The following is a 23,761-nucleotide window of genomic DNA, read 5'->3' as shown; positions in this document are numbered from 1 at the left end:
GAGGAAGACTCTGCCCGAGAGGGTTTACGGTTTCTTTCCGGTCTTTATCGGTGCCCCCGGAAACCGCCGGAAAGCTAGAGTGCGGCTCATGCGTTTCGGGGTGCTCGGACCGGTGACGGCCTGGACGGACAGTGGTGAGCCGGTGACCGTCCCGGGGCTGAAGGTGCGTGCACTGTTGGCTGACCTGCTCGTGCACGAGGGGCGGCCGGTACCGGCGGACAGGTTGATCGACGACCTCTGGGGCGAGGACCTGCCCGGCAACCCGGCAGGGACGCTCTCGGCGAAGGTGTCCCAGCTCCGGCGCGCGTTCGACGACGCTGAGCCGGGGAGCCGAGCACTGGTCGTCTCCGGACCGGCTGGCTACTCACTGAAGGTCGACAGCGGCTCGTACGACTCACTGGGCTTCGCGGCGCATCTGGAACACGGGCGACTCGAGGAGGCGCTGGCGCTGTGGCGGGGACCGGCGTACGCGGACTTTGCGGACGAGGCGTTCGTGGAGACCGCTGTGGCTCGGCTGAGCGAGCAGCGGCTCACTGCTACCGAGGACTACTTCGAAGCGCGGCTGGTGCGTGGTGATCACAACGCGCTCATCGGTGAGGTGGCGGATGTCCTGTCGGAGCACCCACTGCGGGAGCGGCTCCGGGCGGTTCATCTGAAGGCCCTGTATCGGGCTGGGCGGCAGAGTGAGGCGCTGGAGAGCTACGAGCAACTGCGGACGCTACTGGCTGACGAGCTTGGCCTAGACCCGACTCCTGAGCTCGCGGAGTTACACCAGTCGATCCTGACCCAGGAGCTGCCTCAGGCCCGGCGGCGCAGCAACCTGCCGGCGGCCATGACCTCATTGGTCGGCCGGGGTGAGGCGATCACCGACATCCGGAGCCGCCTGTACTCCGATCGGCTCGTCACGCTGACCGGGCCTGGGGGAGTGGGCAAGACCAGGCTGGCGCTGGCCACGGCCGATGGGCTCGCTTTCCCTGATGGGGTTGTGCTCGTGGAGTTGGCGGCCGTCGCTGCCGATGCACTGGACGTTGGTGGGTCGTTGGCGGATGCAGTACAGGCTGCTCTGGATCTGCGGGACTCGGCTGGCGCCGGGGGATTGGTTGCGGCGCTGGAGTCGTTGGAACTGCTGTTGGTCCTGGACAACTGTGAGCATGTGGTGGAGGCGGCTGCGGGGCTAGTTGACGAGTTGCTGGCTGCTGCGCCGGGGTTGAAGGTGCTGGCGACCAGTCGGGAGCCGCTGGGGCTCATGGGCGAGGCTGTGTGGAGTGTGCCTCCTTTGGAGGTGCCTGCGCTGAGTGCTGGGTTGCCGGACCTGCAGGAGTCGTCTGCTGTGCAGTTGTTCGTGGCCAGGGCTGCCGCGGCGGATCGTGGGTTCTCCTTGGACGAGGAGTCGGCTGCTGCGGTCTCCGTGCTCTGCCGACGGCTCGACGGGATCCCGTTGGCGTTGGAGCTGGCCGCTACGCGGGTGCGGGCGCTTGGAGTGCAGGGGCTGGTGGCTCGGCTGGATGACCGGTTCCGGTTGCTTGCCACTGGGCATCGGGGTGCCGCGCCTCGGCAGCAGACGTTGATGGCGATGATCGACTGGAGTTGGGACCTGCTGTCCGAGCCGGAGCAAACGGTCCTTCGGCGGCTCGCAGTACAGACGGACGGGTGTACTGCGGATGCGGCCGAGCAGGTGTGCACTGAGGACGGCATCGACGTACTGGACGTACTGATGCGGTTGGTCGACCGGTCGTTGGTTGTGTCGGTGCATGGGGCGGACGGGCCGCGATACCGGCTGCTGGAGTCGGTGGCGGCGTACTGCGTGGACAAGCTGCATGCGGCTGGTGAGCTGGAGGCGGTTCGGCAGCGGCATCGGTTGTACTACACGGAGTTCGCTGAGACAGCTCGTGGGTTCTTGACTGGGCCATCGCAGAGTAAGTGGCTGCGGCGGCTTGATGACGAGGCCGGCAACCTGCGGAGCGCCTTCGACGGCGCTGTGGGCGCTGGGGAGTTGTTGATGGCTGAGCGGCTGGCTGATGCGCTTGCTTGGTACTGGTTCCTGCGGGGGCGGTTCGCTGAGGCTCGGCGGTCGCTGGAGGCTCTGCCGTCGTCTGCCACGGCGACTGCTTGGCTTGCTGGGTTCATGTATGCCCAGGGTGATGTTGGTGCGGCTGCTGTGCGGGAGCGGGTTCGCGGCGCCGATCCGCGGGCGGAGTGGTGGATCGCCTTTACTGCAAGCGATTCCGGTGACCTTGCTGCGTGTCTGGCGATGCTGGAGCATGCGCTGGGCGACTTTGAGGCTGCGGGGGACCAGTGGGGCGTCGCGGCCGTATTGGTGGCTCGGGCGAAGCATGCGCATGTGCGGGCCGACCTTCGTGCGTTGGAGAGCGATGCGGTCGAGAGTGCTCGGCTGTTCCGGCTAGTGGGTGATCAGTGGGGGTTGCTGCAGGCCACTGGTTGGCTGGGGGCTCTGGCGGAGCTGAATGGCGACTTCGAGCTCGCTGCGCGGCTGCACTCGGAGGGGCTCGAGATGGCTGAGTCGCTCGATCTCTGGCCGGAGGTGGCTGGAGAGTTGGGGTGGCTCGGGTGGACTGCGGTGCGGCAGGGGTCGTATGCCGAGGCGACGGCCTATGGCGAGCGGGCGTTGCGGTTGGCGACCGAGCAGGGGCATCGGTCGACACAGGTTCTGGCGGAGCTCGTGCTGGCATTCTCGGCCCGGCGGTCGGGTGACTTGGAGGTTGCCGAGCGGCGGTTGCAGGCGATGCTCGATGCGGTGCGCAAGCAGGATGAGCCGGTGCTGTACCTGTCGATACTGCTGGTGGAGCTCGGGTATGCGCTGGAGCTGCGGGGTGCGTTGGAGCGTGCTCGGGAGTTGCATGCGGAGGCGTTCCGGATCTCGCTGGAGCACGAGTCTCGGCGGGGGATGTGCTGGAGCCTGGAGGGTCTTGCGGCGTGTGTCGACGACAAGGCGTTGGCTGCGCGGTTGCTGGGGGTTGCGGCCGCAGTACGGGCTGCGGAGGGCTATGGGGGTACAGCGGCTGAGCAGGCTGATGTCGACCGTGCTGCTGACGCTGCTCGGAGTGTGCTTGGTGCAGAGGGGTTCGATACGGAGTACCGGGCAGGTAGTCAGTTGGAGCTGGAAGTGGCGTTCTCAGAGGTAGAGGTCGCCGGCTAGGTACTTGAGGCCGGTGTCGGCGGCTACTGTCACGACGGTCTGGTCCGGGGAGAGCTCGGACGCCAGCTGGATCGCACCGACGACGTTGAGTGCGGATGAGGTACCGGCGAAGACTCCCTCTTGCCTGGACAGCGACTTGACCAGTTCGCGGGCCTCGGACTCCTCTACTGCTCTTGCCTCGTCGTAGGCGCCTTCGGCGAGCAGAGGTGGGATGGTGCCGGTCGCAGTGCCCTCCACGCGGTGTGCACCGCCGAAGCCCTTGGTGAGCATGGGAGAGCTGGCCGGCTCCAGGGCGACGATGCGGTTGAGGTGTGGGCGGAGGGTCCGTCCTACGCCGACCATCATGCCGCCGGTGCCTACGGCGGCGCAGAAGGTGTGCAGCTCGGTGCCGGCCGTCTGGTCGAGGATCTCCTGCCCGAGGATCGCGTAGCCGTCCAGGGCGTCCTCGTTGTTGAACTGGTCCGTCCAGAAGGCGTTGTCGCTTGCAACGATCCGGTCGACCTCGTGGCGCATCCGGACGAACAGGTCGGGTGTGATCCGGCCCTGGTCACTAGGGACGACTACTAGATCCGCACCGAACGCCTGCATGGTCCGGAGCTTCTCGGGCGAGAAGGCGTCCGAGGAGACGACCGACAGCGGGTAGCCCTTCACCGCACAGATGAAGGCGAGCGAAGAGCCGGTACTACCGCCGGTGAACTCCACTACGCGCTGACCGGGCTGCAGCCGACCGCTGCGCTCGGCGCCCTCGATCATCGCCAGGGCCATCCGGTCCTTGTAGCTGCCGGTCGGGTTGCCGCCCTCCAGCTTTACCAGCACCTGTGCCGAGCCGGCCGGCACTATCCGCTGCAGCCGGACGACTGGGGTGTTGCCGATCGCCTGGAGCGCACTGGTGAGGATCATGCTTCCAGTGTCGCGGGTTAGTGTCCGAGGACGGCAGGTGCTTCGGCAATGACGCGATTGAGTGTCTTGGCGAACCGGTCGCGCTCGGCGGTGGGCAGGTCGGCCAGTAGCTTGTCCAGCCGCTCGGTGAGCTCGTCGTTGAAGCGGTGCAGGGCTTTGGAGCCTTCTGGGGTCAGGGTGACCTTGACGGCGCGGCGGTCGTGGGGGTCGCTCTCCCGGGCGACCAGGCCGCGTTGCTGGGCGCGGTCGACCAGCCCGGTCAGGCTGGAGCGCTCGAGGCAGAGCAGGCCGGACAGTTCGGCCATCCCGATCGAACGGTCCGCCAGCGAACACAGCATCTGCGCCTGCGCTGCGGTGAGATCACAGTCGCGGCCGATCTCGGCGTACAGGTTCTGCACCAGGAACGTCAGCCTGACCAGGCCGCTGGCGGCGCCCTGCGTCTGTTTCACGGCGGCTCCACTTGTGATTGTTCGTGGCACGAAGTAATTTGTTCGTCGAGTCAATATTACGTGGCACGAACTACTTAGGGTAGAGGTGGACGATGGACTACGGGCACGAGCTGGTCTTCGGCACGTTCCTGACGCCGGACGTCGAGAACGCCGAGCGGGTGATCGCGCTGGCGCAGCTGACCGAGCAGGTCGGGCTCGACCTGGTGACAGTCCAGGACCATCCGTACCAGCCGCGGTTGCTCGATGCGTGGACGCTGCTGTCGGTCATCGCGGCCCATACGCAGTCCGTGTCGGTGTCGACGAACGTGGCCAACCTGCCGTTGCGCCACCCGGTCGTGCTGGCTCGTAGCGTCGCCACGCTCGACCGGATCACTGGTGGGCGGGTGGAGCTCGGGTTGGGGGCCGGTGGGTTCCTGGAGGCGGTCGCTGCCAACGCTGGGCCTCGGCTGACGGCAGGGGAGAGCGTTGAGGCGCTGGAGGAGGCCATTGCGATCATTCGCGAGGTCTGGGCCGGCGGTACTGGTGGGATTCGGCTTGCTGGGAAGCACTACACGGTTGCTGGGGCCAAGAGAGGTCCTGAGCCGTCGCATGAGGTTTCCATCTGGTTGGGCGCCTACAAGCCTCGGATGCTGGCGGTCACTGGACGGCTTGCTGATGGGTGGTTGCCGTCTAGCGCCTATGTACCGCCCGCGGAGCTCCCTGCTCTCAACAAGCTGATCGACGAGGCGGCTGTGGCCGCTGGCCGCGAGCCGTCGGCAGTACGCCGCCTCTACAACATCTCAGGCAACTTCAACGGCCACGGCGGCTTCCTGCAGGGCGGCGAGGAGCTCTGGATCGACCAGCTCACCGAGCTGACCCTCACCGAGGGCATGAGCACCTACATCCTCGCCTCAGACAACCCAGAAGACATCCGCCGCTTCGCCGACCTCGCCCCCGCAGTCCGAGAAGCAGTAGCCGCCGCCCGCGCCACCGCTGCAGCGACCACCGCCGGGTCCAGCGCTGGCTCCACCGCCACCTCGGGTGACTCGGCGACCGGCGCCACCTCCGCCAGCGCCTCGGCCGCCTCCACTGCGCCCTCCTTTCCTTCACCCGCGCCCGCCCGCGGGAACTTCAGCGTGGTGCCGACGCCGCCGCCCTCCGCGAAGCGGAGCGGAGTACAGGTGCTGGATGAATCGGAGCGGCCGACTGGACCTGCTGTGGACCCCACGCGGAAGTACACACCGCAACAACTGGCGTCGGGGGAGCACCTGGTCCAGGTACACGATCACCTGCGAGCCGAGCTGGAGCAGATCCGGGATCTGGTGGAACAGGTGGCCGCCGGCTCACTGGGTGTCGGCGCAGCGCGCGACCACATCAACACCATGACCATGCGCCAGAACAACTGGACACTAGGCGTGTACTGCGAGACCTACTGCCGCCTGGTCACCACGCACCACTCGATCGAGGACGCGGCGCTCTTCCCTCGCCTCCGCCGAGCAGACCCGGCTCTGACGCCAGTGGTCGACCGCCTCCAGGCAGAGCACCTGATCATCCACGATGTCCTCGAAGGCGTCGACAAGGCACTTGTAGCCCTGGTAGACGGCTCCGGCACCATAGACACCCTCCGTGCCGCCGTAGACCTCCTCGACGACACCCTCCTCTCACACCTCTCCTACGAGGAACGAGAGCTAGTCGAGCCGTTGGCCCGACTAGGCGTCATGTAGGAGCTACTACTTCGCCTCGCCCAGCAGCGAGGCGAGGATGTCGAGCAGGCGGAGCGTGGGCGCCTCGGCGAGTACACGGGCGGCAGAGGTCGGCGGCTCGGCGATGAGGCGGACCTGGAGCAGCTTGAAGTCGCGGACGTTGGCCGGGTTAACCAGGTCGCGATGCACGGCGGCCAGGAAGTCCGGGCCGGCCGACGCCTCGCTGTAGGTCATCCGGATGAAGCTGTCGCTGACGGGAAACAGGTACGGCCGCTTGAGGTGCAGCAGCTTCGCCTTCTTCGCGTGCCCGAAACCACGGTGACCGCTGAACTTCTCGTCCAGCTCGGTCGCGGCCTCGAAGAGCGGAGTACCGGGGGCAGCATCCTCGAGACGCGCGTCGACCGGTACGGCGGCGAACTCCTTGTCCGCGTCCACCTCGAGCAGCCAGACGATGTCCAGCGGGCGCAGGTCGGATCCGATCAGCATCGTCCGCGCCAGGTCCTCGAGCGTGACCCGGTCAGGGTCCGACCCACCGACGTTCGTCATCCCGGGAAGACCGTCGTAGTACTTGAGCACCGCGCCGTTCGTCTCGGCGTACAGCCGCAGCTGCGCGATTGCCTCGTCCACGACGATCTTCCGACTACCGATGTTCATGGCCACACCCTCACACTCTTCGTGGCAGATCCGCCAGCCGGATTGGGCATTCCGATCGGCGAATCCGAACTACACGGATGCGGTGAATCGTAGGGGACGCCCACCCCCACCTGCACACAGGGTGACATCCCCAGTTATCCACACCCCGTAACCACCCACCCCACAGCCCTCCGCGATCCCCATAAACTCTCAGTCACCGACCATCACCGACTGGAGGCGAGCATGTCCCGGACCCGTCGCCTCCTCCTGCTGCTCCTGACTCTGCTGCTCCTGAATCCGCTCTGCACCATGCGGGCCTCCGCCGCGAACCCAGAGGACGGCACCTGCGTTCACGTGGACGTGAGCGTGACCGCCGGCGGCGAACTGCTGACCAAGGGTCCGCAGATCGCGAACGACGGCGGCTTCGGTCATGCCGGCACCGGCCAGACCTTCACCTTCCAGGCCCGGACGTTCTCGCCGTCACTGAACATCTGCGTCATCAAGCTGACGGACCTCCGCAGATGGAAGGTGAGCGTCTGGCCTTGCACCAACTACCCGAAGCCGAAGCCCGTGCGCACGCAGTCCCTCACCTGGACCGTCACAGTCCCGCTCGACTGCGAGCTGCCGTCGTCACCTGGCCTTCTCAGCGCCACGCTCACGAACGGCAAAGGCTCCGCGGGCGGCTACGTCAACATCTACGCCGGCTCGCCCGGCTTCACCCTGCCCGACAAACAAGCCAGGGCACTGTTCGGGCCGTTCGCGATGCAGTCGGACCCGGTCAACTCCCTGACCGGCGCGCTGGCTGCGGTGGAGTCCGATGCGGCGCTCCCTGGTCCTGGCGCCCCGCTGACGGCTACCCGGACGTACAACTCCAACGATGCGGCAACGGGTCCACTCGGCCCGGGATGGCGTCCGTCGTACTCCGATCGCTTGGTGGTGACCGGTCGGTCAGCCACCTATCTGGCATCGGACGGTCGGGAGATCGGATTCAGCCGTCGTGGCGGTGGTTTCGTCATCGAGCCCGGAGCGGCTCGCTTCAGCCTGGCCCGGGCCAGCGCCGGGTACACGCTGACCAGTTTCGACCAGATGCGGATGCAGTTCTCCGCTAGTGGCGACCTGCTGGCCGTGCTTGACCGCAACGGTCAGGGAGTGACTGTCAGGCGCTCGGCCGGACGGGTCGCCTCGGTCGCCAACGGCCGACGGTCGCTGGCGTATGCCTACGACGACCAAGGCCTGATCTCGTCGGTGACGCTGACCGCGCCCGCGACCGAAGCTCGCTCGGTCAAGTACGGCTACACCGATGGTCGTCTCACCTCGGTCACCTCACCCGGTGGATTGAGGACCACCTATGGGTACGACGGCGGTGGACGGCTCAGCACTCAGACGCAGGGGTCGGCGACCAAGCCGTCGCTCACCACGGAGTACGACGCCGACGGCCGGGTGACGAGCCAGACCGACGGCAACGGCGGGAAGACCACCTGGCTCTGGGAGCCGGCCGGGATCCGCGGCAAGTCCACGATGACCGATCCGGTGGGTGGCAAGTGGATCAACGAGTACGAGCGCAACTGGCTCGTGCGGCAGACCGATCCGACCGGCGCGACCGTGACCTTCCACTACGACTCGTCCGGCAATCTGATCCGGGTGTTCGACGGACTCGGGCATGGGGCACGGCACGTGTACGACGCGCTGGGTCGCCGGATCACCTCGACTGATGCTGCAGGCAACGTCACGCAGTACAGGTACAACGCGTCCAACGATCTCGTCGCGACCACCGATCCACTTGGCCGGACCACCACCTTCGCGTACGACCAGCGTGGCAATCCTCTCAGCACCAGCTACGCCGGGCAGACGTCCACAGCGACCTACGACCGTCGCGGTCTGGTCAGCTCGGTGCGGGATCCCCTGGGGAGAGTCGGTCGGTTCGCCTATTCGGCGGACGGTGATCTGGTCAGAGCGACCGATCCCGCTGGACGTGTTGCCAGCTATGAGGTGGACGGCTGGGGGCGCCCGACCAAGTCGACGTCGCCGCGCGGGCAGGGCACCGCGTACGTCTACTCGGCTGACGATCAACTGGTTGAGCAGCGCGCGCCGATGGGCGTCACCGGCAAGCTGGCTTACGACGATCGTGGACGACTTGTCTCCGCGACAGATCCGCGTGGCGGAGTGACCCAGCTCCGCTATGACGATGCGGATCAGTTGGTGGGTGTCAAAGGCCCCGACTCGTCTCTGCCCGAGGTCCTCGACGAGTACGACGCAGCGGGTCGGGTCACCAAGCACACGGATGCCAGCGGACGTAGCCAGACCTTCGAGTACGACGGGGCCGGGCGGACGACGTCGACGACCGCCGGCAATCGGACCTGGCGCTCCAGCTACGACAAGGCCGGCCGCCTTGCCCGAACGACGCTGCCTTCGGGCAAGTCCGCGACCTTCACCCTGGACGCGCGCGGTGCGATGACGAAGCTGGAGTACTCCGACAAGACTCCGCCGGTCTCGTTCGCCTGGGACGCCGCAGGTCGGCGTACGTCGATGGTCGATGCTCTCGGAACGACCCGGTTCGGCTACGACTCCTTCGATCGACTCAGCTCTGTCACCCGGCCGGGGGCGACGATCGCCTATCAATGGGATCGGGCCGGCAATCTGGCCTCGCGTACCGCGGCCGGTCACACCGAGAGCTACACCTGGGATGTGGTCGACCGCCTGAGCTCGGCGAAGGTCGACGGCAAGCCGATGGCGTCGTACGGCTATGACCTCGCTCGTGGGTCTGTGACCGTCAAGCGTCCGAGCGGCCTGGTCGAAACGCGTGTGTACGACGCACTCGATCGCGAGTCGTCCCTCAAGCTGACGCAGGCCGGCAAGACCGTGCGCGAGCTGGCTTCCGAGTACGACGCCGCCGGCAATCTGGTGCGGTCGAAGGACTCGATCGCCGGCTCGACGGCGTACACGTACGATCCGCTGAACCGCCTGACCGCGGTTTGCTACACAGCCGATCCGTGCTCGGACGATGCCACTGGCGCCACCCGGTACGCCTACGACGGCGCCGGAAATCGAATTTGGGCGAGCAGCCCGAGCGACAGCACGTGGTCCCTCTACGGCCCCGGTAACGAGTTGCGTGGCTCGATCACCGCGCGCAAGGGCTACCCGCTCGTGCCGCCATCCGCTAGTTCGTACACCTACGACCTCGATGGCAATCTCGCATCGGACGGAACCACGAAGTACGAGTGGAACGCCGCAGGCAAGCCGACCTCCTCCACAACAGTCAACGCCACGACCACCTACGTCCACACCGGCGACGGCCGTCGTGCTACCTCCACCACCGGTTCCCAGACGACTGGCTATCTGTGGGATCCGCTCTCTCCGCAGATCCTCCAAAGCACGACTGGCAAGACGTCCCAACGCTATAGCTACGGCGCCGGCCTCATCGCCCAGAGTGCAGGGCACAAAACCACCGAACTCGTGTCCGGCCGATCAGGCTCCCTCGTCGCTACCAGCGGTGGCTCGCTGACTCACTACGACTACGAGTCCTACGGCGCCCCGCGCGACCCGAAAACTCCGAGACCGGACGCACCGACGTACGCAGGTGCCCTCGAGTTGCCCAACGGCAACTACTTGATGGGCCAACGCGAGTACAACCCAACCACCGCCACCTTCATCTCCCCGGACCAGGGCGGCAGCCCCCAGCCCTACGCGTACGCCGCCGGCAACCCCATCTCCAACAACGACCTCCAGGGCCTCGACGAGATCGAAGGCACCCTCACCAACATCTCCACCATCTCCGGCTGGACCTCCACAGCAGCCCTGGCCGGCGCCGTAACCTGCACCTTCGTCCGCTCCTGCGCCCCCGCCATCCCCATCTTCATGCAGGTCTCAGCCGCCACCGGCATGCTCTCCGCCGGCACCGCCGGCATCCTCGACTCCAAAGCCTGCGTAGTAAAAGGCAACTGCTCTGCCCTAGCCGCCGACATAGCCATAGGCGCAGTCGCGAGCCGCTTCCCGGCGCTGGGACGTGCGCAGGCCGCAACTCGCAGGCCCGCCAAAACGGTGATCGGATTTGCGGAGGGCGAAGGAGCTACGGCCCTGACGGCTCGTCGCCTGCAACACGGATCAGTGCATTTGACCGAGTCCGGCATTCTCCCCGCCTGGTCCGGTAAGAAGAGCCCGGAGCTGATCAGGCGTGCGCTCGTGCCAATCTTGGAGCATCCGACCGCCACGTTCGACCACCAACTGGGCGCAACGCCCGTCAAGGGTTTCCTTGGCGAAATCGAAGGGAAACAGGTGGCTGTGCCGTTCTGTGATCCGCCCTCGCTCTTGCACCCGGACTGCATGTCCGGAGGGGTGCTGGCTTGGATGACGGACGACGGGGCCTTCGAGTGTCCGCTGGACCCGGATCTGCCGCTGGCGCCGGTCGGCGATGAGCGTCTTCTCGCGCTCCGGAGACACGCGCGGGGGTTGGCGGACGCCGAGGTCGGGAGTGGATGACAGGGCGGAGTTCCTTGAGCAGTACCGGGAGTTCATGGATTCTCGGGGGTGAGGGCGTCCGCTGCCTCCTACCGGAGTGATCGCGCAGTGGGAGTCGTTCGCCCGATGATCGCGGGGGATACTGCAGGATTCCGAGCTTGCGAAGTACGAGCAGGTGGGTTCGGGCCGAGATCGAGGCGATTGACGATCGGTATCGGGCGCTGCTGACCGAGCAGCAGGTGCGGCCCGGCGCGGCTTGGTGGGAAGCGAGAGTTCCACGGTTTGCCGGGCGGGCGTTGGCTGAGGACATCCGGTCCTTGTACCGACTGGAGATCGAGGTTCGAGAGCTGAGCTGACGCCGCTGAAGGCGCCACATCTCTGGGGAGGTGGAGTTCGGCGTCGGGTGGGGAGGTTTTGGTCAGGGCGTGAATGGTGTCAGGCAGCTGTGGGTTAGGGCTCATTCGAAGTCTTCGTGGGTGAGGGCATGGTCGTCAATCTGGGTTAGAGGGTGGTTAGTAGTAGGTGTAGGGCTAGGGCGGTGATGAGGGTGCTGGAGAGTAGGGCTGTTAGTAGGCGGGCGGTGGGGGTGGTTAGGAGGCGGCCAAGGAGGGCGCCGCTGGTGGCTAGGGCTAGTTGCCAGGAGGTGGAGGCGATGAAGGCGGCTAGGACGAAGGCTGATTCTTCAAGGTGGGTTGGGGTTGTGGCGTCTTGGCTGGCTAGGACCAAGGCGGTGAAGTAGATGATTGTGGTGGGGTTGAGGATGGTCATTGCGAGTAGGGCGAAGTAGGCGCGGGGTGGGCTTGGGGGAGTGGTTGCCGAGGCGTCGGATGAGTACAGGCGGCGGTGTTGGGTGATGGCTGTGATTGCGCCGCGGGTCGCCAGGGCTAGGAGGACTAGGACCGAGGCCCACTTGAGGGGGACCGTGATCGGTTCTATGAGTGGGGACAGGGCTGAGCCGCCGAGGGTGGCGATGAGGGCGTAGAGGCCGTCGGCTGTTGCGACGCCTAGGGCGGCGAATGCGCCCAGCTTTAGGGAAGTGCGGGCCGTGAGGGCTACTAGGTACGTCGCTATGGCGCCTACTGGCATGGCGATGCCGTAGCCGGCCAGGAGGCCTGCGACCAAGGCGGCGGTCATGAGTGCCGCCCGGCGAGCGAGGTGCGGTGCGGCCCTGCGAGCGGGGCGGTCATGACCGCGAGGGGATTGGCCTCCGCGCTCGGCCGGTCTGCTGCTGGGCCCGCACCGAGAGGTCGGTGTAGGTCAAGAGCAGAAGGGCTTTCGTCGTGGTCATAGGGCGATGATGGCGGTCCGCGGATGGCGCGGGCAAGCGGATTTCAGAGCTGGTGGGCGTGGGCTGTGGTGGGGGCCAGGAAGAGGAGGACGGGGCGGCCGGTGTTGGGGAGTAGGTCGGTGTAGGTGTGGAGTTGGGGGGCATAGTGGGCGATACGGGCGTCGAGGGCTTCGGCGGGGATGGCGTCGGTTTTGTAGTCGACGATGATCAGGGTGCCGTCGTCCTCGCGGTAGATGAGGTCTACGAAACCCTCCAGGACGGTGCCGTCTGGTTGGAGGGTGCCTACGTAGGATTCGCGCCAGTGTTCGCGGGCTGCTGCTCGTTGGACCACCTCTGAGGCGAGGGCCGAGCGGACCAGGGCGGTGACGACGTCGGCGTACTCGACTACGCCTTCGGCTAGGCATTGGGCGGCGACGGCGGCGTCTAGGCCGGCGCCGGTGGCTAGGTCGACTACTTGGAGGACGCCGTGTACTGCGCGGCCGATGGCCGTGCCGTAGCGGCCCTTGGACCAGGGTGGGAGCTCGACGTCGCGGGCTGCCTTGGCGGCGCCGGGGTCCGAACCTTGGAGAGCAACGTCGGGGCCGGTGCCCTCGAGGCCGGAGGCGCTTTGGGCGGAGCGTTTGCGGCTCGCTTGGCGGGCGTCGGTGATCCGGGCTTCCCACTCCTGGCGGTTGACTGGCGGGCGTACCTGCTCGGCGTGGTTGGTGCTGGTTGTCGCCGTGACCTGAGGGCCGGTGAAGAGGGCCGGGTTGGCGGCGGTGGCGGCGTCGGCCGAGGCGAAGAGTTCGGCGTTGCTGGAGTGGCGGCGGGTGCCCGAACGGTGGAGTGAGATGACGAGGTGGTCGCGGGCGCGGGTCGTGGCGACGTACAGGAGACGGCGGCGTTCGAAGTCGTCCATCTGCTCGTCGACGGGTTGGACGAGGTCGAAGTCTTCGGTTTGGACGGAGGACTTGAGCTTGACGGCGTACCCGCCGTCGGTGGGCCAGAGGACCTGTACGCCGCGTTGGCGGTTCGGGGCGGCGGTCATGCCGGAGAGGATGACGATGGGGAACTCGAGGCCCTTCGCGGCGTGGATCGTCATCACGCGTACTGCGTCGGCGTCGGTCTCGGGGAGGACGGCTTCGGCGACTCGTGATGCTTCCTCGCCTTGGTGCGCGGCCCAGGCGAGGTAGGAGCGCAGGCCGCCGTGTTCGACCTCGGACCAGGCGCGGGCCTGGTCGACGACGAAGCGGACCCGGCGCCAGGCGTCGCGGGCGCGGGGGCCGGTGGCGGCTACTTCGAGCATGCGGCGGTCGGCGACGATCTTGGCGAGGACTTCGCTCGGGGTCAGCCAGCGGGAGGCGTAGTACGTACGGCGGAGCCACTCCATCGCTTCGCCGACCGGGTGGGTGAGGAGGGCGTCGGGGACGGGAGCGGTGAGGTTGAAGGAGCCGCCGGATCGCTTCCAGGTGAAGAGGTCGTCGTCGCCGCAGCCGAAGAGGGCAGAGCGGAGGGCGGTGACCAGGGCTAGTTGGTCGCTGGGGTCGCCGAGGGCGCGGGCGCAGGCGAGGAGGTCGCGGACCTCGGCGGTTTGGTAGACGAGGGAACTGGCCTCGGCGCGGTACGGGATGTCGGCGCGGTCGAGGGCTTCCTCGAGGAACGGGAGTGAGGTGCGGGCTGGGACGAGTACTGCGATGTCGCCGGCGCCGGCTGGGCGCCAGGACTCGGTCTTGTCGTCGAAGACCTGCCAGTTGTTGTTGAGGGCCTGGTCGATGACTGCGGCGACGTCGGCTGCCTCGCATTCGCGGAGGACGGAGGCTTGCGCGCGGGGGAGGTCGTCGTGCGGCTCGGCGCCGAGGATTGTTACTGCTGGGCCGGCGCTGGATTGGGCAGTACTGAGGTCGCCGGCGAGTTGGCTGAGGGGCTCGTTGGTCGCGTCAGACGGAGTGGGCACCGCGGAGAGGTGCCGACGGAGCGGGGTGACGCTGGCGAGATGCGGTGTCTCTGCAGGCTCGTCCACCGACGCGTCGCCTGAGGCGTCGGAGTCGCCGGGGGTGCTGGAGAAGTCGCCGGACTCGCCGAACACGGTCGACCCGTCGGAGTCGGTCGGCTCGTCGGAGAAGTCCAGGAAGGAGAGTTGGTCGCCGCTTACCGGAGTTGTGTGGTCGGAGATCGGGGGAGGTGAGGAGGCGGGATCAGGCCGAGCTGTGTCCGCGCTGGGCTTGGGGGAGGCGCCTGAGGGCGGTTCGTTGCCGGTGGGCGTGAGCATTGTGACGGTGGGCGACGTGTTGAGGGCTGGTGAAGGTGTTGTCGGGGCTCGCTCAGCGGTGACGGCGGTGAGGGAGGGAGCAGCGGCGGCGGAGGGGCGGTGGGGGGTTAGGGGGTGGTAGGTGGGTTGGGCGGCTGGTTCGGGGGTGATGAGGGTGGTGAAGACGGTGTTGATCCAGTCCAGGACGTCGGGGACTGTGCGGAAGTTGGTGGTGAGGGTGACTGTGTCGCCTAGGAGGTCCTGGGCGGTGAGGTAGGTGGCGATGTTGGCTCGGCGGAAGCGGTAGATCGACTGTTTGGGGTCGCCTACCACGAACAGGCTGCCGTCGGGGATTTCGACGTCGCGCCAGTCGGGGGCGTCGGCGTCCGCGCCGCCGGCGATGCGGACTGCCAGTTCGATCTGGATGGGGTCGGTGTCTTGGAACTCGTCGAGTAGAAGGTGTCCGTAGCGCTCTTGGAGTGCTGAACGGACGGCGGGCTCGCGGCGGAGGAGGTCGCGGGCGAGTACCAGGAGGTCGTGGAACTCCAGGCGGCCTTCTGCCCGGCGGAGTTCGGCGGATTCGAGGACCCGGACGGCCAGCCAGCGAGAAAGGTGCCGTAGGCAAGCATCCAGGAGCAGCTCGACGAGCGAGCCGGCGACGTCGACGACCTCGGTGCAGTCGGCGCGGAGTTTGGCGATGTCGGGCCAGTTCTCCTTGCGGCCGATCCGGCCGACCTTCAGGCTGCGCAAGGCCTGCAGGTGCGCGAGTTGAGTCTCTTGATCGGTGGCGGCTTCGAGCGTGAGGCCGAGGTTGTGGATCTGGCGGACCTTCGCGAGCATCCGGTCCTCGGCGTCGAGGCAGTCCGCCATCGTCGAGCCGATCTTGCCGGCTGCGGCGATCAGGCCGCTCAGGTCCGGCATCGCGACGAGTTCGGGCGGATCGACCAGAACGCGATCGCCGATCAGGTCCCAGTCGTTGCCGAACAGTCGCGCCAGTGAGCGGAGGTGCTTCAGCTCGACGCCGACGGCCATTGCGAGCAGCAACGGTTCGGCGATGGTGTCGTCATCCAGCAACTGCTGTTGCAGCTCGGACCAGCGCTCCTCGAAGGCGACCGAGGAGCCGACCTCATCGAGGACGTCGATCAGTGGCGGCAGGCCGGCCTCGATCGGATGCGCGAGCAGGATCTGCTGGGCGAACGAGTGCAGGGTCCCGATCGATGCCGAGTCCAGATCGTCGAGCGCATCGTCGGCCGCAGCCCGGGCCGGGCCCTTGCGCGCCTTTTCGAACTCCACCCGCAGCCGGTCGCGCAGCTCGGCGCCGGCCTTCTCGGTGAACGTGACGGCCGCGATCGTGCTCAGCGGTACGCCGTCGCGCAGCACCAGCGTGATGACGCGCTCGACCAGCGCATGCGTCTTGCCCGAGCCCGCACCGGCCTCGACGAAGAGCGTTGAGGACGTGTCGGTGCGGATCCGCTCGCGAGCGTCGGCGTCCAGGAGCTCAGACATCGGTCGGCACCTCTTGAATCGGAGCAGGCGAAGCGGGGTCGAGAGGAGGGGTGAGTGCCGTTGGATCGATCAGGCGGACCAGGCGGTCGAGGGTGGGGTCGTGGCGTTTGCGGTCCCAGCGGGCTCGTACTTCGCTGTGGCCGATGCCATCGGGGTTGCAGTAGGGGCATTGCACCCAGAGGAAGTCGGGGATCTCCGGTGCCTTTGCGGGGAAGTAGCCGGCGGCGATCGAGGAGACGATCACGTCGAGCGTGTCGACGTACCGGGCGGCCACCTCCGTCGTCAGCGGGACCGGGATACGACGGCCGCCTCGGCGGACGAACCAGTACGACGCCTCGACCGGTGTCGTCGGCTCACCCAGGCGGGCGCGAGCCGCATACGCATAGACCGGAAGTTGCAGCTTCGTCCCGGCCGCCACCGGATCCGACTCGATCGACTCGTACCGCGAGAAGCCACCTGTCTTGACGTCCGTGACGTAGATCGTGCCGTCCTTGCCGAGGTCTACCTTGTCGGCGGACCCGCGCAGCAACACCCGGCCGGACGGCACCGGGATCTCCACCGGCGGCTCGCCGTCGTAGCCGAACCGCAGCTCGCTCGCCACCACCGAAGCGTCATGCTCGGCACGCCATCGCTCGTCGTCGGTGAGCAGCACCAGCAGATCGCCCAGGATCCGCAACCGCTCGCGCTGCCACAACCGCGGATGCCCGGTCAGCCCCTCGGCCTCGAACCGGTCGGCCAGCTCCGCGCCGATCGCCACCAGCAAAGACCGCTGCTCAGCTGTCCACGGCTCCCCGAAGCCGGGCAGCGAACCGCTCAGCCGGTTGACGAAGGCATCGAGGCTGTTGTGGATCAGATTTCCCACCTGCAAAGGCGAAATCACCAGCAGATCCTCGGGCGCCTCCAGCGGCTCCACCTGCAGCAGCCGCTCGACGAAGTACGCATGCGGACAGGTCGCATACGACTCCAGCGACGTCGGCGACGCGATCCGATCCTCGAGCGCGTAGTCGGGCAGCCCCGGTACGCCGGACAGGTTCCCGTCGAAACGCGTGAACTCGTCGCCGCTCCGAGCACGCAGCAACACCCGAGCCCGATCGACCACGTCGTCGGCCAGCGTCAGTCCCGCCGTCAACGCGCGCACCCGCCAGTCCTGCTCGGTCGCCGGCAAGGTTGTCGTGGTCAACGATCCCGCGTACGACGCCGAGGTCAGCAGCCGATCGCCATAAGTTGCCTGGTCCCACTCCGTCGCGGCCAACGCGTGGTCGCCGGTGATCGACCGCAACGTGCCCAGCAACCATCGTGTCGGCAGCCGGCGCGAGGATTGGCGCAGATCGCCGCGAGGGAACGACGCGACGACCCGCGAGGAACCAGAGGAGAACGCGACGAGCAGGTGCCGTTGCTTCTCGTCGAGCCGATCGCGGAAGGACGCAAGCTCGGGTGCCGCCGCCTCGCGGACGCGGTGGGGGAGCAGCGCATCCTCATGCACCTTGCCGGGATACAGGTCCTCGGACAGGCCGACCACGAACACGAGATCCACCGACAGTCCGATGCTTGCCGACAGCGGCGCGACCAGTACGCCGGTGCCGAACGTCCCGACGCGTGGCAACGACTGCTGCAATTCGAGATCGAGGACATCTCGTAGTACCGACAGGCTGGCCGGAGTGCCGAGCTCGTCCAGTGTTGAGAGGCCGCGCAGCGAACCCTCGACCGCGACCGCCGCATACTGCTCCTCGACGGGCAGGGCCGACGCATCGCCGAGCAGTGCTTGGAACAGCCCGAGCACTGAGTTCGCGAGGTCCGACCAGGTCCCCAGCTCCGAGGCAGCGAAGAGCCGCCGCCGCAGCTCGACGGCGAACTCGTGCAGCTTCTGCCCGTTGCCGGCGTTGTACTGCGCGCGCCGGGTGACTCCCGCGATCGGGTCATCGGACGCCTGCTCCTGCTCGGCCGTCCGGCGCTCCGACTCCACGTATCGCCTGAGCCGCTCGTCCCAGTCGTCGCCGCGCACGACCCCGGCGACCCGCGACAGCCGCTCCCATTGCGGCACCGGAATCCGCTCCCCGGTGAAGTCACGCGTCGGCGCGTTCGCCAGCGCGCGGAACAGGTCGGCCCGTGGCAGGTCGTGATCGACCAGCGCCAGTACTTCGAGCAGCGTCCGGGCAATCGCCCTTTCGTGAACTGGCCGGGTGCCAGGCCCGTTGACCTCGATCTTCGCGGCCGCCAGGTGCTCGTGCAGCAGTCGCGCGTACGGCGTCGATGCGGAGTACAGAACTGCGATCCGATGAGCGGGCGTTTGTTTCAGCGACGCGACCACGTCCCGGACGACGCAGCGGACCTCGTCATCGGCGTCGGACGCGTTGAGCACCTCGGTGGCGACCGGGTAGTTCTTGGAGATCGAGGTCGGGAGGTCGATGCCGATGCGCTCCAGCGACCGCCGGACTGCGCGGTCGGCACGGCGGACGTCGGTCAGGCCGACGATCACCGTGAGGTCGGCGGCGGCATCACCGAGCGCGGAGACGAAGCCTGCCTCGGCTTGGGTGAGCTCCTGGGGGAGGTACAGAACCAAGGCGCCGAGCTCGGCGACGACACCGGGCTCGCAGCGGGCCGAGGCGGCGTGCAGTAGCTCGGTCTCGTCGTACCAGTCGGGTAGGAGCTCGTCCGTTACATGGCGGTGGAGCCTGACCAGGTCCGGTCCGAGAGTCGATGCCGACGACACCTTGTCGAGTGCCGACGGGGAAAGATCGCGGAGCTCGCGGTGAGCTGCAGCAAGCGCTTGGATTGTTGAGGGATGGTCGGCGACGGCTTCGAAGACGCCAGGCGCTTTGGACAAAGCGGTTCGCCAGGTGGCGGCGACGATCGGGCGGGTGGCTGGTCGGCGGGGCGCGAGGGCGCCGGCGGAGAGTTGCTCGGCCAGACGTGGCAACGTCGCCAGGTACAGGGCGCCGATCGTCGTCCGGGCCAGGAAACGGCGGGCTGTGACGCCGGCCAGGTTGTTGGGGAGAAGCAGCGTGACCGGCTTCATCGGGTCGTCGGCCTTGAGCGCAGTCACGACCTCGCCGAGCTTGGCGAGGGCGGCAGCGCCGTACGCCGTGGTCTCGATCCGGGTCGCGCTCATTCGAAGCCCCTTCCTGACTGTCGCAACAGACGCTAGACCAACCGGCCGACACTTTCCTGAACCCCCGGCCAAGACTGTGGAAAACAAGGGAAGGAAGGAAGCGAAAGGAGGGGCCGACGGGACGAAACGCCCGCAGCTGAGCGGGGATCGCGATCGGCTCGGACAATGAAGGAATGACCAAGGAGAGCAGCGTCGCCCGCGTACTGCTGGTGCTGGTCTTCGCGCCGTCCGGCGGCTTGTTCGGCAAGGCTGTCGCCGATGCCGCCGCGGGCCGGGAGTGGTGGCCGTGGCTGGTCGCCGCGCTGGTCTGGCTGGTGCTGTCCGGACTGGTCTCGGTAGCGGTTTCGAGCCGGTTCGACGATGAATACCGCGACGAGCACAGATAATGCTCCGATGGCCGCCGCTGTGCACCACATCGAGATCTGGGTCCCGGACCTGTCCCGGGCATTGAACGACTGGGGCTGGGTGCTCCACCAGCTGGGCTGGAAGGACGGTGACGGCTGGCCCGGCGGATTCAGCTGGAAGTCCGGGGCCGACAGTTCGTACATCGTCGTCGAGCAGAGCCCGGCCCTGTCCGCCGACGTCCACGACCGGCTCCGTCCCGGGATGAACCACCTGGCCCTGAACGCGGCCAGCCGGGCCGAGGTCGACACGATCGTCACCGAGGCCGCAGCGCACGGCTGGACGCTGATGTTCGCCGACCGGCACCCCTACGCCGGCGGGCCGCAGCATTACGCCGCATTCCTGCATAACCAGGACGGCTACGAGCTCGAGATCGTCGCCCCCGGATAACCGATCGGTTGGTGAGACTTCTGGTGCCTGGAGTGACGCACGGGACTGCTGGTGTGACATGGTTGGCGAAGGCATTCGGTTGGTCGCGGGGCGAAGGTGGAAGGACGGTGCTCGTGACGGAGCAGCCTGACGGGAGTGGCACGCCCGCACCACCCACAGAGACTGCGACAGTTCCAGAGGTTCTAGAGGCACGAATTCGCGGCCTCCAGTTCGCGCTCGGGCAGTTGCTCGACAACGCGCGTCAGCTCACTCGTGGCGAGCATCAACGCGCAGTACAGCTGCATCGTCAGCTACAGGCCGAGACTGCCGCCGCGCGCCGTGAATCGCGCGGTTTGGTCGAGTCCGCCACCTCGGAGGCGTTGGCCACCGCGGAGCCCGCCGCGCGCATCCTGGCCGACCGGCTGGCACCCGGACTGGCATCCATTCCCCCCAACGACGCCCGCTGGCGAAACCGCCAGTACATCGGCGCCGGCACCCCGTCGTACGTGCGAGTCGGAGAGCTCGAAGCCGGTACTCCGGTAGTCGCGCCCCTCTTGCGCACCAACGGCTGGCGGGTGACCGCCGACCGCAACGAGTCGGCCCGACGGCTGCTGCAGAGCGTCGCGTTGCGGCTGATCGCGTCGGCCGAGCCGTTCCGGTTGCGGATCGACGCGTTCGACCCGCGGCTGACCGGGATGATGGGGCTGCTCGGGCACTTGACCACGAAGTACCCGCAACTGGTGCCTCGGGCAACGCATACCGCGGATCAGTTGCACACCGTGCTGTCCGGGCTGGTCGACGTCTCGTCGTTGCGTGCCAGCAGGCAAGCACAGTTGGGGCACAAGCATTTCGAGGACCTGGTCCGCGAGACCGGGCGGGTGACCGATCCGTACCGGCTGATCGTGCTGTTCGACTACCCGGCCGGGATCGACCAGCTGGCTCAGCGCGACCTCGTGCGGCTGGCGGCGACCGGCGCCGATCGCGGCATCTGCTTCCTGGTCCACCACGACCCGTCGAGCACGGGCGAGCACGAGATCGACGCCCGGCAGTTGCTCGATCTGCTCAATCCCGTTGCCATCGCCAACGAGAAGGTCGAGATCTCGCAGCTGCCGAACGTACCGGCGAAGCTGGATCCGGCCTTCGACGCGGGAGTTGCCGCGGGCATCTGTGACGTCGTCGCCGAGCTGGCCGAGATCGCGGTACTGCCGACGATCGACTTCAACCGCACCCTTCCGGACAGATCGACCTGGTGGCAACCGGTCACCGACGAGCTGAGCACGGTCATCGGGTACGACGATCGCACGCCGGCGCTGGTGCGGTTGCGCAGCGGCAACCCCGCCCTGCCGCATGTGCTGGTGGGCGGCGCTGTCGGGCAGGGCAAGTCCAACCTGCTGCTCGTGCTGATCCATGGTCTCGCCGCGCGCTACGACCCGGCGGATCTGGAGATGTACCTGCTCGACTTCAAGCACGGCGTGGAGTTCTCCGCGCTCGGGCCGGCCGGCGAGCGGGAGCATTGGCTGCCGCATGTGCGGGTGCTCGGGGTGCACAGCGACCGGGCGTTCGGGCTCGCGGTACTGCGGCATCTGTCCGATGAGCTGGCCCGGCGGAGCGAGATCTTCAAGTCGCATGGGAATGTGGCCGATATCGCCGAGCTCGAGCCAGGACCTGAGCGACCGCCGCGCATTCTCGCGGTGCTGGATGAGTTCCAGGTGCTGCTCGAGGACGATGACGAGCTGGCCGACGAGGCCGCGCGATTGCTCGAGCGGTTGGTACGGCTCGGGCGGGCGTACGGCGTGCATGTCGTGCTGGCGACGCAGACGATCGAGGGCGTGAAGCGGTTGTCGACGCGGCGCGACTCGATCTTCGGGCAGGTGCCTTACCGGATCGCGTTGAAGACGACGCCGGCTGACGCGCAGGCGATACTGCGGACGGGCAACACAGCCGCGGCGGAGCTGCAGTTCCGCGGCGAGGCGGTGCTGAACGCGAACTTCGGATCGCCCGACGACAACCAGCACGTGCTCGTCAGCTTTGCGGACAAGGCGGTGCTGGATGATCTGCGCCGTGAGTTGTGGGTGAGATCCGGTACTACGCACCCGCCGCGCATCTTCCACCTGGCCGAGCCGGCGCGACTGACCGACACTGCCGCCGCGGTGTCGCCTGAGCTCGGGCGGCCGTGGACCGGGCTGCCGATCGCGGTGACCGAGGAGCCGGTGTCGGTGGAGGTGCGGCCGGAGCCTGGCGCTGGGGTGCTGGTGCTCGGTGATGGGCCTACGGATGCTCTGGGGGTGTTGACCGGGTTGGCGGTGTCGGCCGCTGCGGCTGCTGTCGTGCCGCCTCGGTTCATCTTCCTGGACGGCACGGACTCGGCGCCGGTCGTTGCTGAAGGCAAGCATGCGCTGGTCGAGACGCTGCGGCAGCTCGGATGCGAGGTCGAGACGGTCGACAAGCATGCGGATGTGGTGCCGCGGTTGTTCTCGTTGCGGGACACGGTGCGGGACGGGCAGGTTGGCGGTACTACGTACTTGCTGGGGTTCGGGTTTCACGGCGTACCGAAGATGCAGACGCATGCGGAGGGGTTCTTCGAGAGCCCGGCCAATGCGCTGCAGGACATCGTGCGGGACGGGCCTGCGCAGGGGCTGGTCACCTTTGGGTGGTGGAACCGGTTGCACGTGTGCACTGAGCAACTCGGGTACGGCCGCGCCAATGTGGCGACACATGTGTTCCTGAGGCATCCGCAGGACGGAGTACGGGCTGTTGCCGGGCCGCTGGTGCGGTGGGCGTCGGAACCGCATCGTGCGCTGCTGTGGGACGGGTTGCACCCGGAGGCGCAGGTCGTCGTACCGTTTGCGCCGCTGCGGGCCGATGAGATCGACCGGTGCCTGGAGTTGGTGCGGCGATGAAGACTGAGCAGCAGCAGTGGACGGAGTACGCGCGGGCGCTCCGGCAGGTCGCAGGGGCCCGGGCAGACGCGCAGCAGGCGCAGGACCGGCTCACTGCGCACCGGTCGAAGGCAGAGGCGACCGCCATGGCGGAGGCAGACGCCATGGCCGAGCGGGGGCGCAAGCTGGAGATCCGGCTCAATGCGCTCGCGGAGAAGGCAGCCGAGAGCCTGCAGCGGGCGGGGCTGCCGCCGGATGGCAAGCGCGCCTCCATCCCGTTGCCGGACATGCGCGGTATGACTGACATGGAAGCGGCCGCTGCGAAGCTCACCAAACAGCTCGCGGAGACCGTCGACAAGCTGGAAGAGGTACGCAAGGCGGCCCGGGCGGATCAGGAGCGGCGCAAGCGCCGTACGATCAGCGCCGTCGAGGTACTGGTCGGCTTCGTACTGGTCTGGGTAGCGAGGGGATCCCTCCTGGTCGGCCTGGAGGCCGCTGCGATCGCGGCGGTCACCCTGCTGGCCGCGTCGCGGGTACTGGGCCTGCCTCGACTGCCCGGCGCCCGCTGGTGGGGCTGGGGCGGGGCAGCCCTGGTAGTAGTCCTGATGGCAGCAGGACTGCCGTGGTGGCTGGCGGTGCTGGTACCGGCCGCAGTGGCCGGCACGGCGATCGTGCTGCCGAAGAAGCGCAACCCCTAGGAAGAGG

General features: G+C 67.6%; 13 protein-coding genes. 7 read left to right on the top strand and 6 right to left on the bottom strand.

All coding sequences use genetic code 11. The annotated features are described in order from the left end of the window. Positions 1 to 88 precede the first annotated feature (88 nt). Positions 89 to 3,157: an AfsR/SARP family transcriptional regulator gene (locus ABD116_RS07885; protein WP_343966419.1), complete on the top strand. Its 3,069-nt coding sequence runs from the start codon at positions 89 to 91 to the stop codon at positions 3,155 to 3,157. Here ABD116_RS07885 and ABD116_RS07880 read toward each other — a convergent pair. Together ABD116_RS07880 and ABD116_RS07875 are read right to left on the bottom strand one after the other, a co-directional pair. Next, on the bottom strand, positions 3,134 to 4,057 hold the full coding sequence (locus ABD116_RS07880) for a PLP-dependent cysteine synthase family protein (protein WP_343966416.1): 924 nt from the start codon (positions 4,055 to 4,057) through the stop codon (positions 3,134 to 3,136). The two genes, ABD116_RS07885 and ABD116_RS07880, sit on opposite strands and share 24 nt — an antisense overlap. 17 nt (positions 4,058 to 4,074) lie before the next feature. Then, positions 4,075 to 4,506 carry a MarR family winged helix-turn-helix transcriptional regulator gene (locus ABD116_RS07875; RefSeq protein ID WP_343966414.1) on the bottom strand — a complete coding sequence of 144 codons (432 nt, stop codon included), beginning with the start codon at positions 4,504 to 4,506 and terminating at the stop codon, positions 4,075 to 4,077. A gap of 92 nt (positions 4,507 to 4,598) precedes the next feature. On the opposite strand from ABD116_RS07875, the gene ABD116_RS07870 reads away from it, so the two are divergent. Then, complete coding sequence (locus ABD116_RS07870; RefSeq protein ID WP_343966412.1) at positions 4,599 to 6,209, top strand: LLM class flavin-dependent oxidoreductase; 1,611 nt, start codon at positions 4,599 to 4,601, stop codon at positions 6,207 to 6,209. A 6-nt stretch (positions 6,210 to 6,215) separates the two neighbouring features. On the opposite strand, the gene ABD116_RS07865 is transcribed toward ABD116_RS07870, so the two are convergent. Beyond that, complete coding sequence (locus ABD116_RS07865) at positions 6,216 to 6,842, bottom strand: DUF6308 family protein (RefSeq protein WP_343966410.1); 627 nt, start codon at positions 6,840 to 6,842, stop codon at positions 6,216 to 6,218. A 222-nt stretch (positions 6,843 to 7,064) separates the two neighbouring features. Here ABD116_RS07865 and ABD116_RS07860 point away from each other — a divergent pair, with 222 nt between their 5' ends. Then, a complete protein-coding gene (locus tag ABD116_RS07860; RefSeq protein WP_343966408.1) occupies positions 7,065 to 11,297 on the top strand; it encodes a DUF6531 domain-containing protein in 4,233 nt (1,410 codons plus the stop codon). A 480-nt stretch (positions 11,298 to 11,777) separates the two neighbouring features. Here ABD116_RS07860 and ABD116_RS07855 read toward each other — a convergent pair whose 3' ends face one another. From ABD116_RS07855 to ABD116_RS07845, 3 genes are all read right to left on the bottom strand, one after another. Then, complete coding sequence (locus tag ABD116_RS07855) at positions 11,778 to 12,410, bottom strand: LysE/ArgO family amino acid transporter (RefSeq protein ID WP_343966406.1); 633 nt, start codon at positions 12,408 to 12,410, stop codon at positions 11,778 to 11,780. Between the two features lie 197 nt (positions 12,411 to 12,607). Next, positions 12,608 to 16,297: a UvrD-helicase domain-containing protein gene (locus ABD116_RS07850; protein ID WP_343966404.1), complete on the bottom strand. Its 3,690-nt coding sequence runs from the start codon at positions 16,295 to 16,297 to the stop codon at positions 12,608 to 12,610. Continuing rightward, positions 16,290 to 19,406 carry a PD-(D/E)XK nuclease family protein gene (locus ABD116_RS07845; protein ID WP_343966401.1) on the bottom strand — a complete coding sequence of 1,039 codons (3,117 nt, stop codon included), beginning with the start codon at positions 19,404 to 19,406 and terminating at the stop codon, positions 16,290 to 16,292. The genes ABD116_RS07850 and ABD116_RS07845 overlap by 8 nt, the downstream gene beginning before the upstream one ends. 173 nt (positions 19,407 to 19,579) lie before the next feature. Here ABD116_RS07845 and ABD116_RS07840 point away from each other — a divergent pair, with 173 nt between their 5' ends. The 4 genes from ABD116_RS07840 (at position 19,580) to ABD116_RS07825 (ending at position 23,754) form a co-directional block, all read left to right on the top strand. Further along, complete coding sequence (locus tag ABD116_RS07840) at positions 19,580 to 19,792, top strand: hypothetical protein (protein WP_343966399.1); 213 nt, start codon at positions 19,580 to 19,582, stop codon at positions 19,790 to 19,792. 7 nt (positions 19,793 to 19,799) lie between these two features. Further along, positions 19,800 to 20,198 carry a VOC family protein gene (locus tag ABD116_RS07835; RefSeq protein WP_343966397.1) on the top strand — a complete coding sequence of 133 codons (399 nt, stop codon included), beginning with the start codon at positions 19,800 to 19,802 and terminating at the stop codon, positions 20,196 to 20,198. A 113-nt stretch (positions 20,199 to 20,311) separates the two neighbouring features. Further along, on the top strand, positions 20,312 to 23,077 hold the full coding sequence (locus tag ABD116_RS07830) for an FtsK/SpoIIIE domain-containing protein (RefSeq protein WP_343966395.1): 2,766 nt from the start codon (positions 20,312 to 20,314) through the stop codon (positions 23,075 to 23,077). After that, entirely contained in the window at positions 23,074 to 23,754 is a 681-nt protein-coding gene (locus tag ABD116_RS07825; protein WP_343966393.1) for a hypothetical protein, read from the top strand. Before ABD116_RS07830 ends, ABD116_RS07825 begins: the two co-directional genes overlap by 4 nt. The last annotated feature ends 7 nt before the right edge of the window (positions 23,755 to 23,761 follow it).

Origin of the sequence: Kribbella koreensis (assembly GCF_039525325.1) — a bacterium.
Taxonomy (GTDB): Bacteria; Actinomycetota; Actinomycetes; order Propionibacteriales; family Kribbellaceae; genus Kribbella; species Kribbella koreensis.
Note: the sequence above shows the minus strand (reverse complement) of the source record. Positions and strands in the feature narration are given on the sequence as shown.

What these genes read in the sequence shown, in the direction of transcription:
- ABD116_RS07870 (WP_343966412.1), top strand. Translation starts at nt 4,599, where the DNA reads ATGGACTACGGGCACGAGCTGGTCTTCGGCACGTTCCTGACGCCGGAC.
- ABD116_RS07835 (WP_343966397.1), top strand. Translation starts at nt 19,800, where the DNA reads ATGGCCGCCGCTGTGCACCACATCGAGATCTGGGTCCCGGACCTGTCC.
- ABD116_RS07860 (WP_343966408.1), top strand. Translation starts at nt 7,065, where the DNA reads ATGTCCCGGACCCGTCGCCTCCTCCTGCTGCTCCTGACTCTGCTGCTC.
- ABD116_RS07855 (WP_343966406.1), bottom strand. Translation starts at nt 12,410, where the DNA reads ATGACCGCCGCCTTGGTCGCAGGCCTCCTGGCCGGCTACGGCATCGCC.
- ABD116_RS07885 (WP_343966419.1), top strand. Translation starts at nt 89, where the DNA reads ATGCGTTTCGGGGTGCTCGGACCGGTGACGGCCTGGACGGACAGTGGT.
- ABD116_RS07845 (WP_343966401.1), bottom strand. Translation starts at nt 19,406, where the DNA reads ATGAGCGCGACCCGGATCGAGACCACGGCGTACGGCGCTGCCGCCCTC.
- ABD116_RS07825 (WP_343966393.1), top strand. Translation starts at nt 23,074, where the DNA reads ATGAAGACTGAGCAGCAGCAGTGGACGGAGTACGCGCGGGCGCTCCGG.
- ABD116_RS07840 (WP_343966399.1), top strand. Translation starts at nt 19,580, where the DNA reads ATGACCAAGGAGAGCAGCGTCGCCCGCGTACTGCTGGTGCTGGTCTTC.
- ABD116_RS07865 (WP_343966410.1), bottom strand. Translation starts at nt 6,842, where the DNA reads ATGAACATCGGTAGTCGGAAGATCGTCGTGGACGAGGCAATCGCGCAG.
- ABD116_RS07880 (WP_343966416.1), bottom strand. Translation starts at nt 4,057, where the DNA reads ATGATCCTCACCAGTGCGCTCCAGGCGATCGGCAACACCCCAGTCGTC.
- ABD116_RS07850 (WP_343966404.1), bottom strand. Translation starts at nt 16,297, where the DNA reads ATGTCTGAGCTCCTGGACGCCGACGCTCGCGAGCGGATCCGCACCGAC.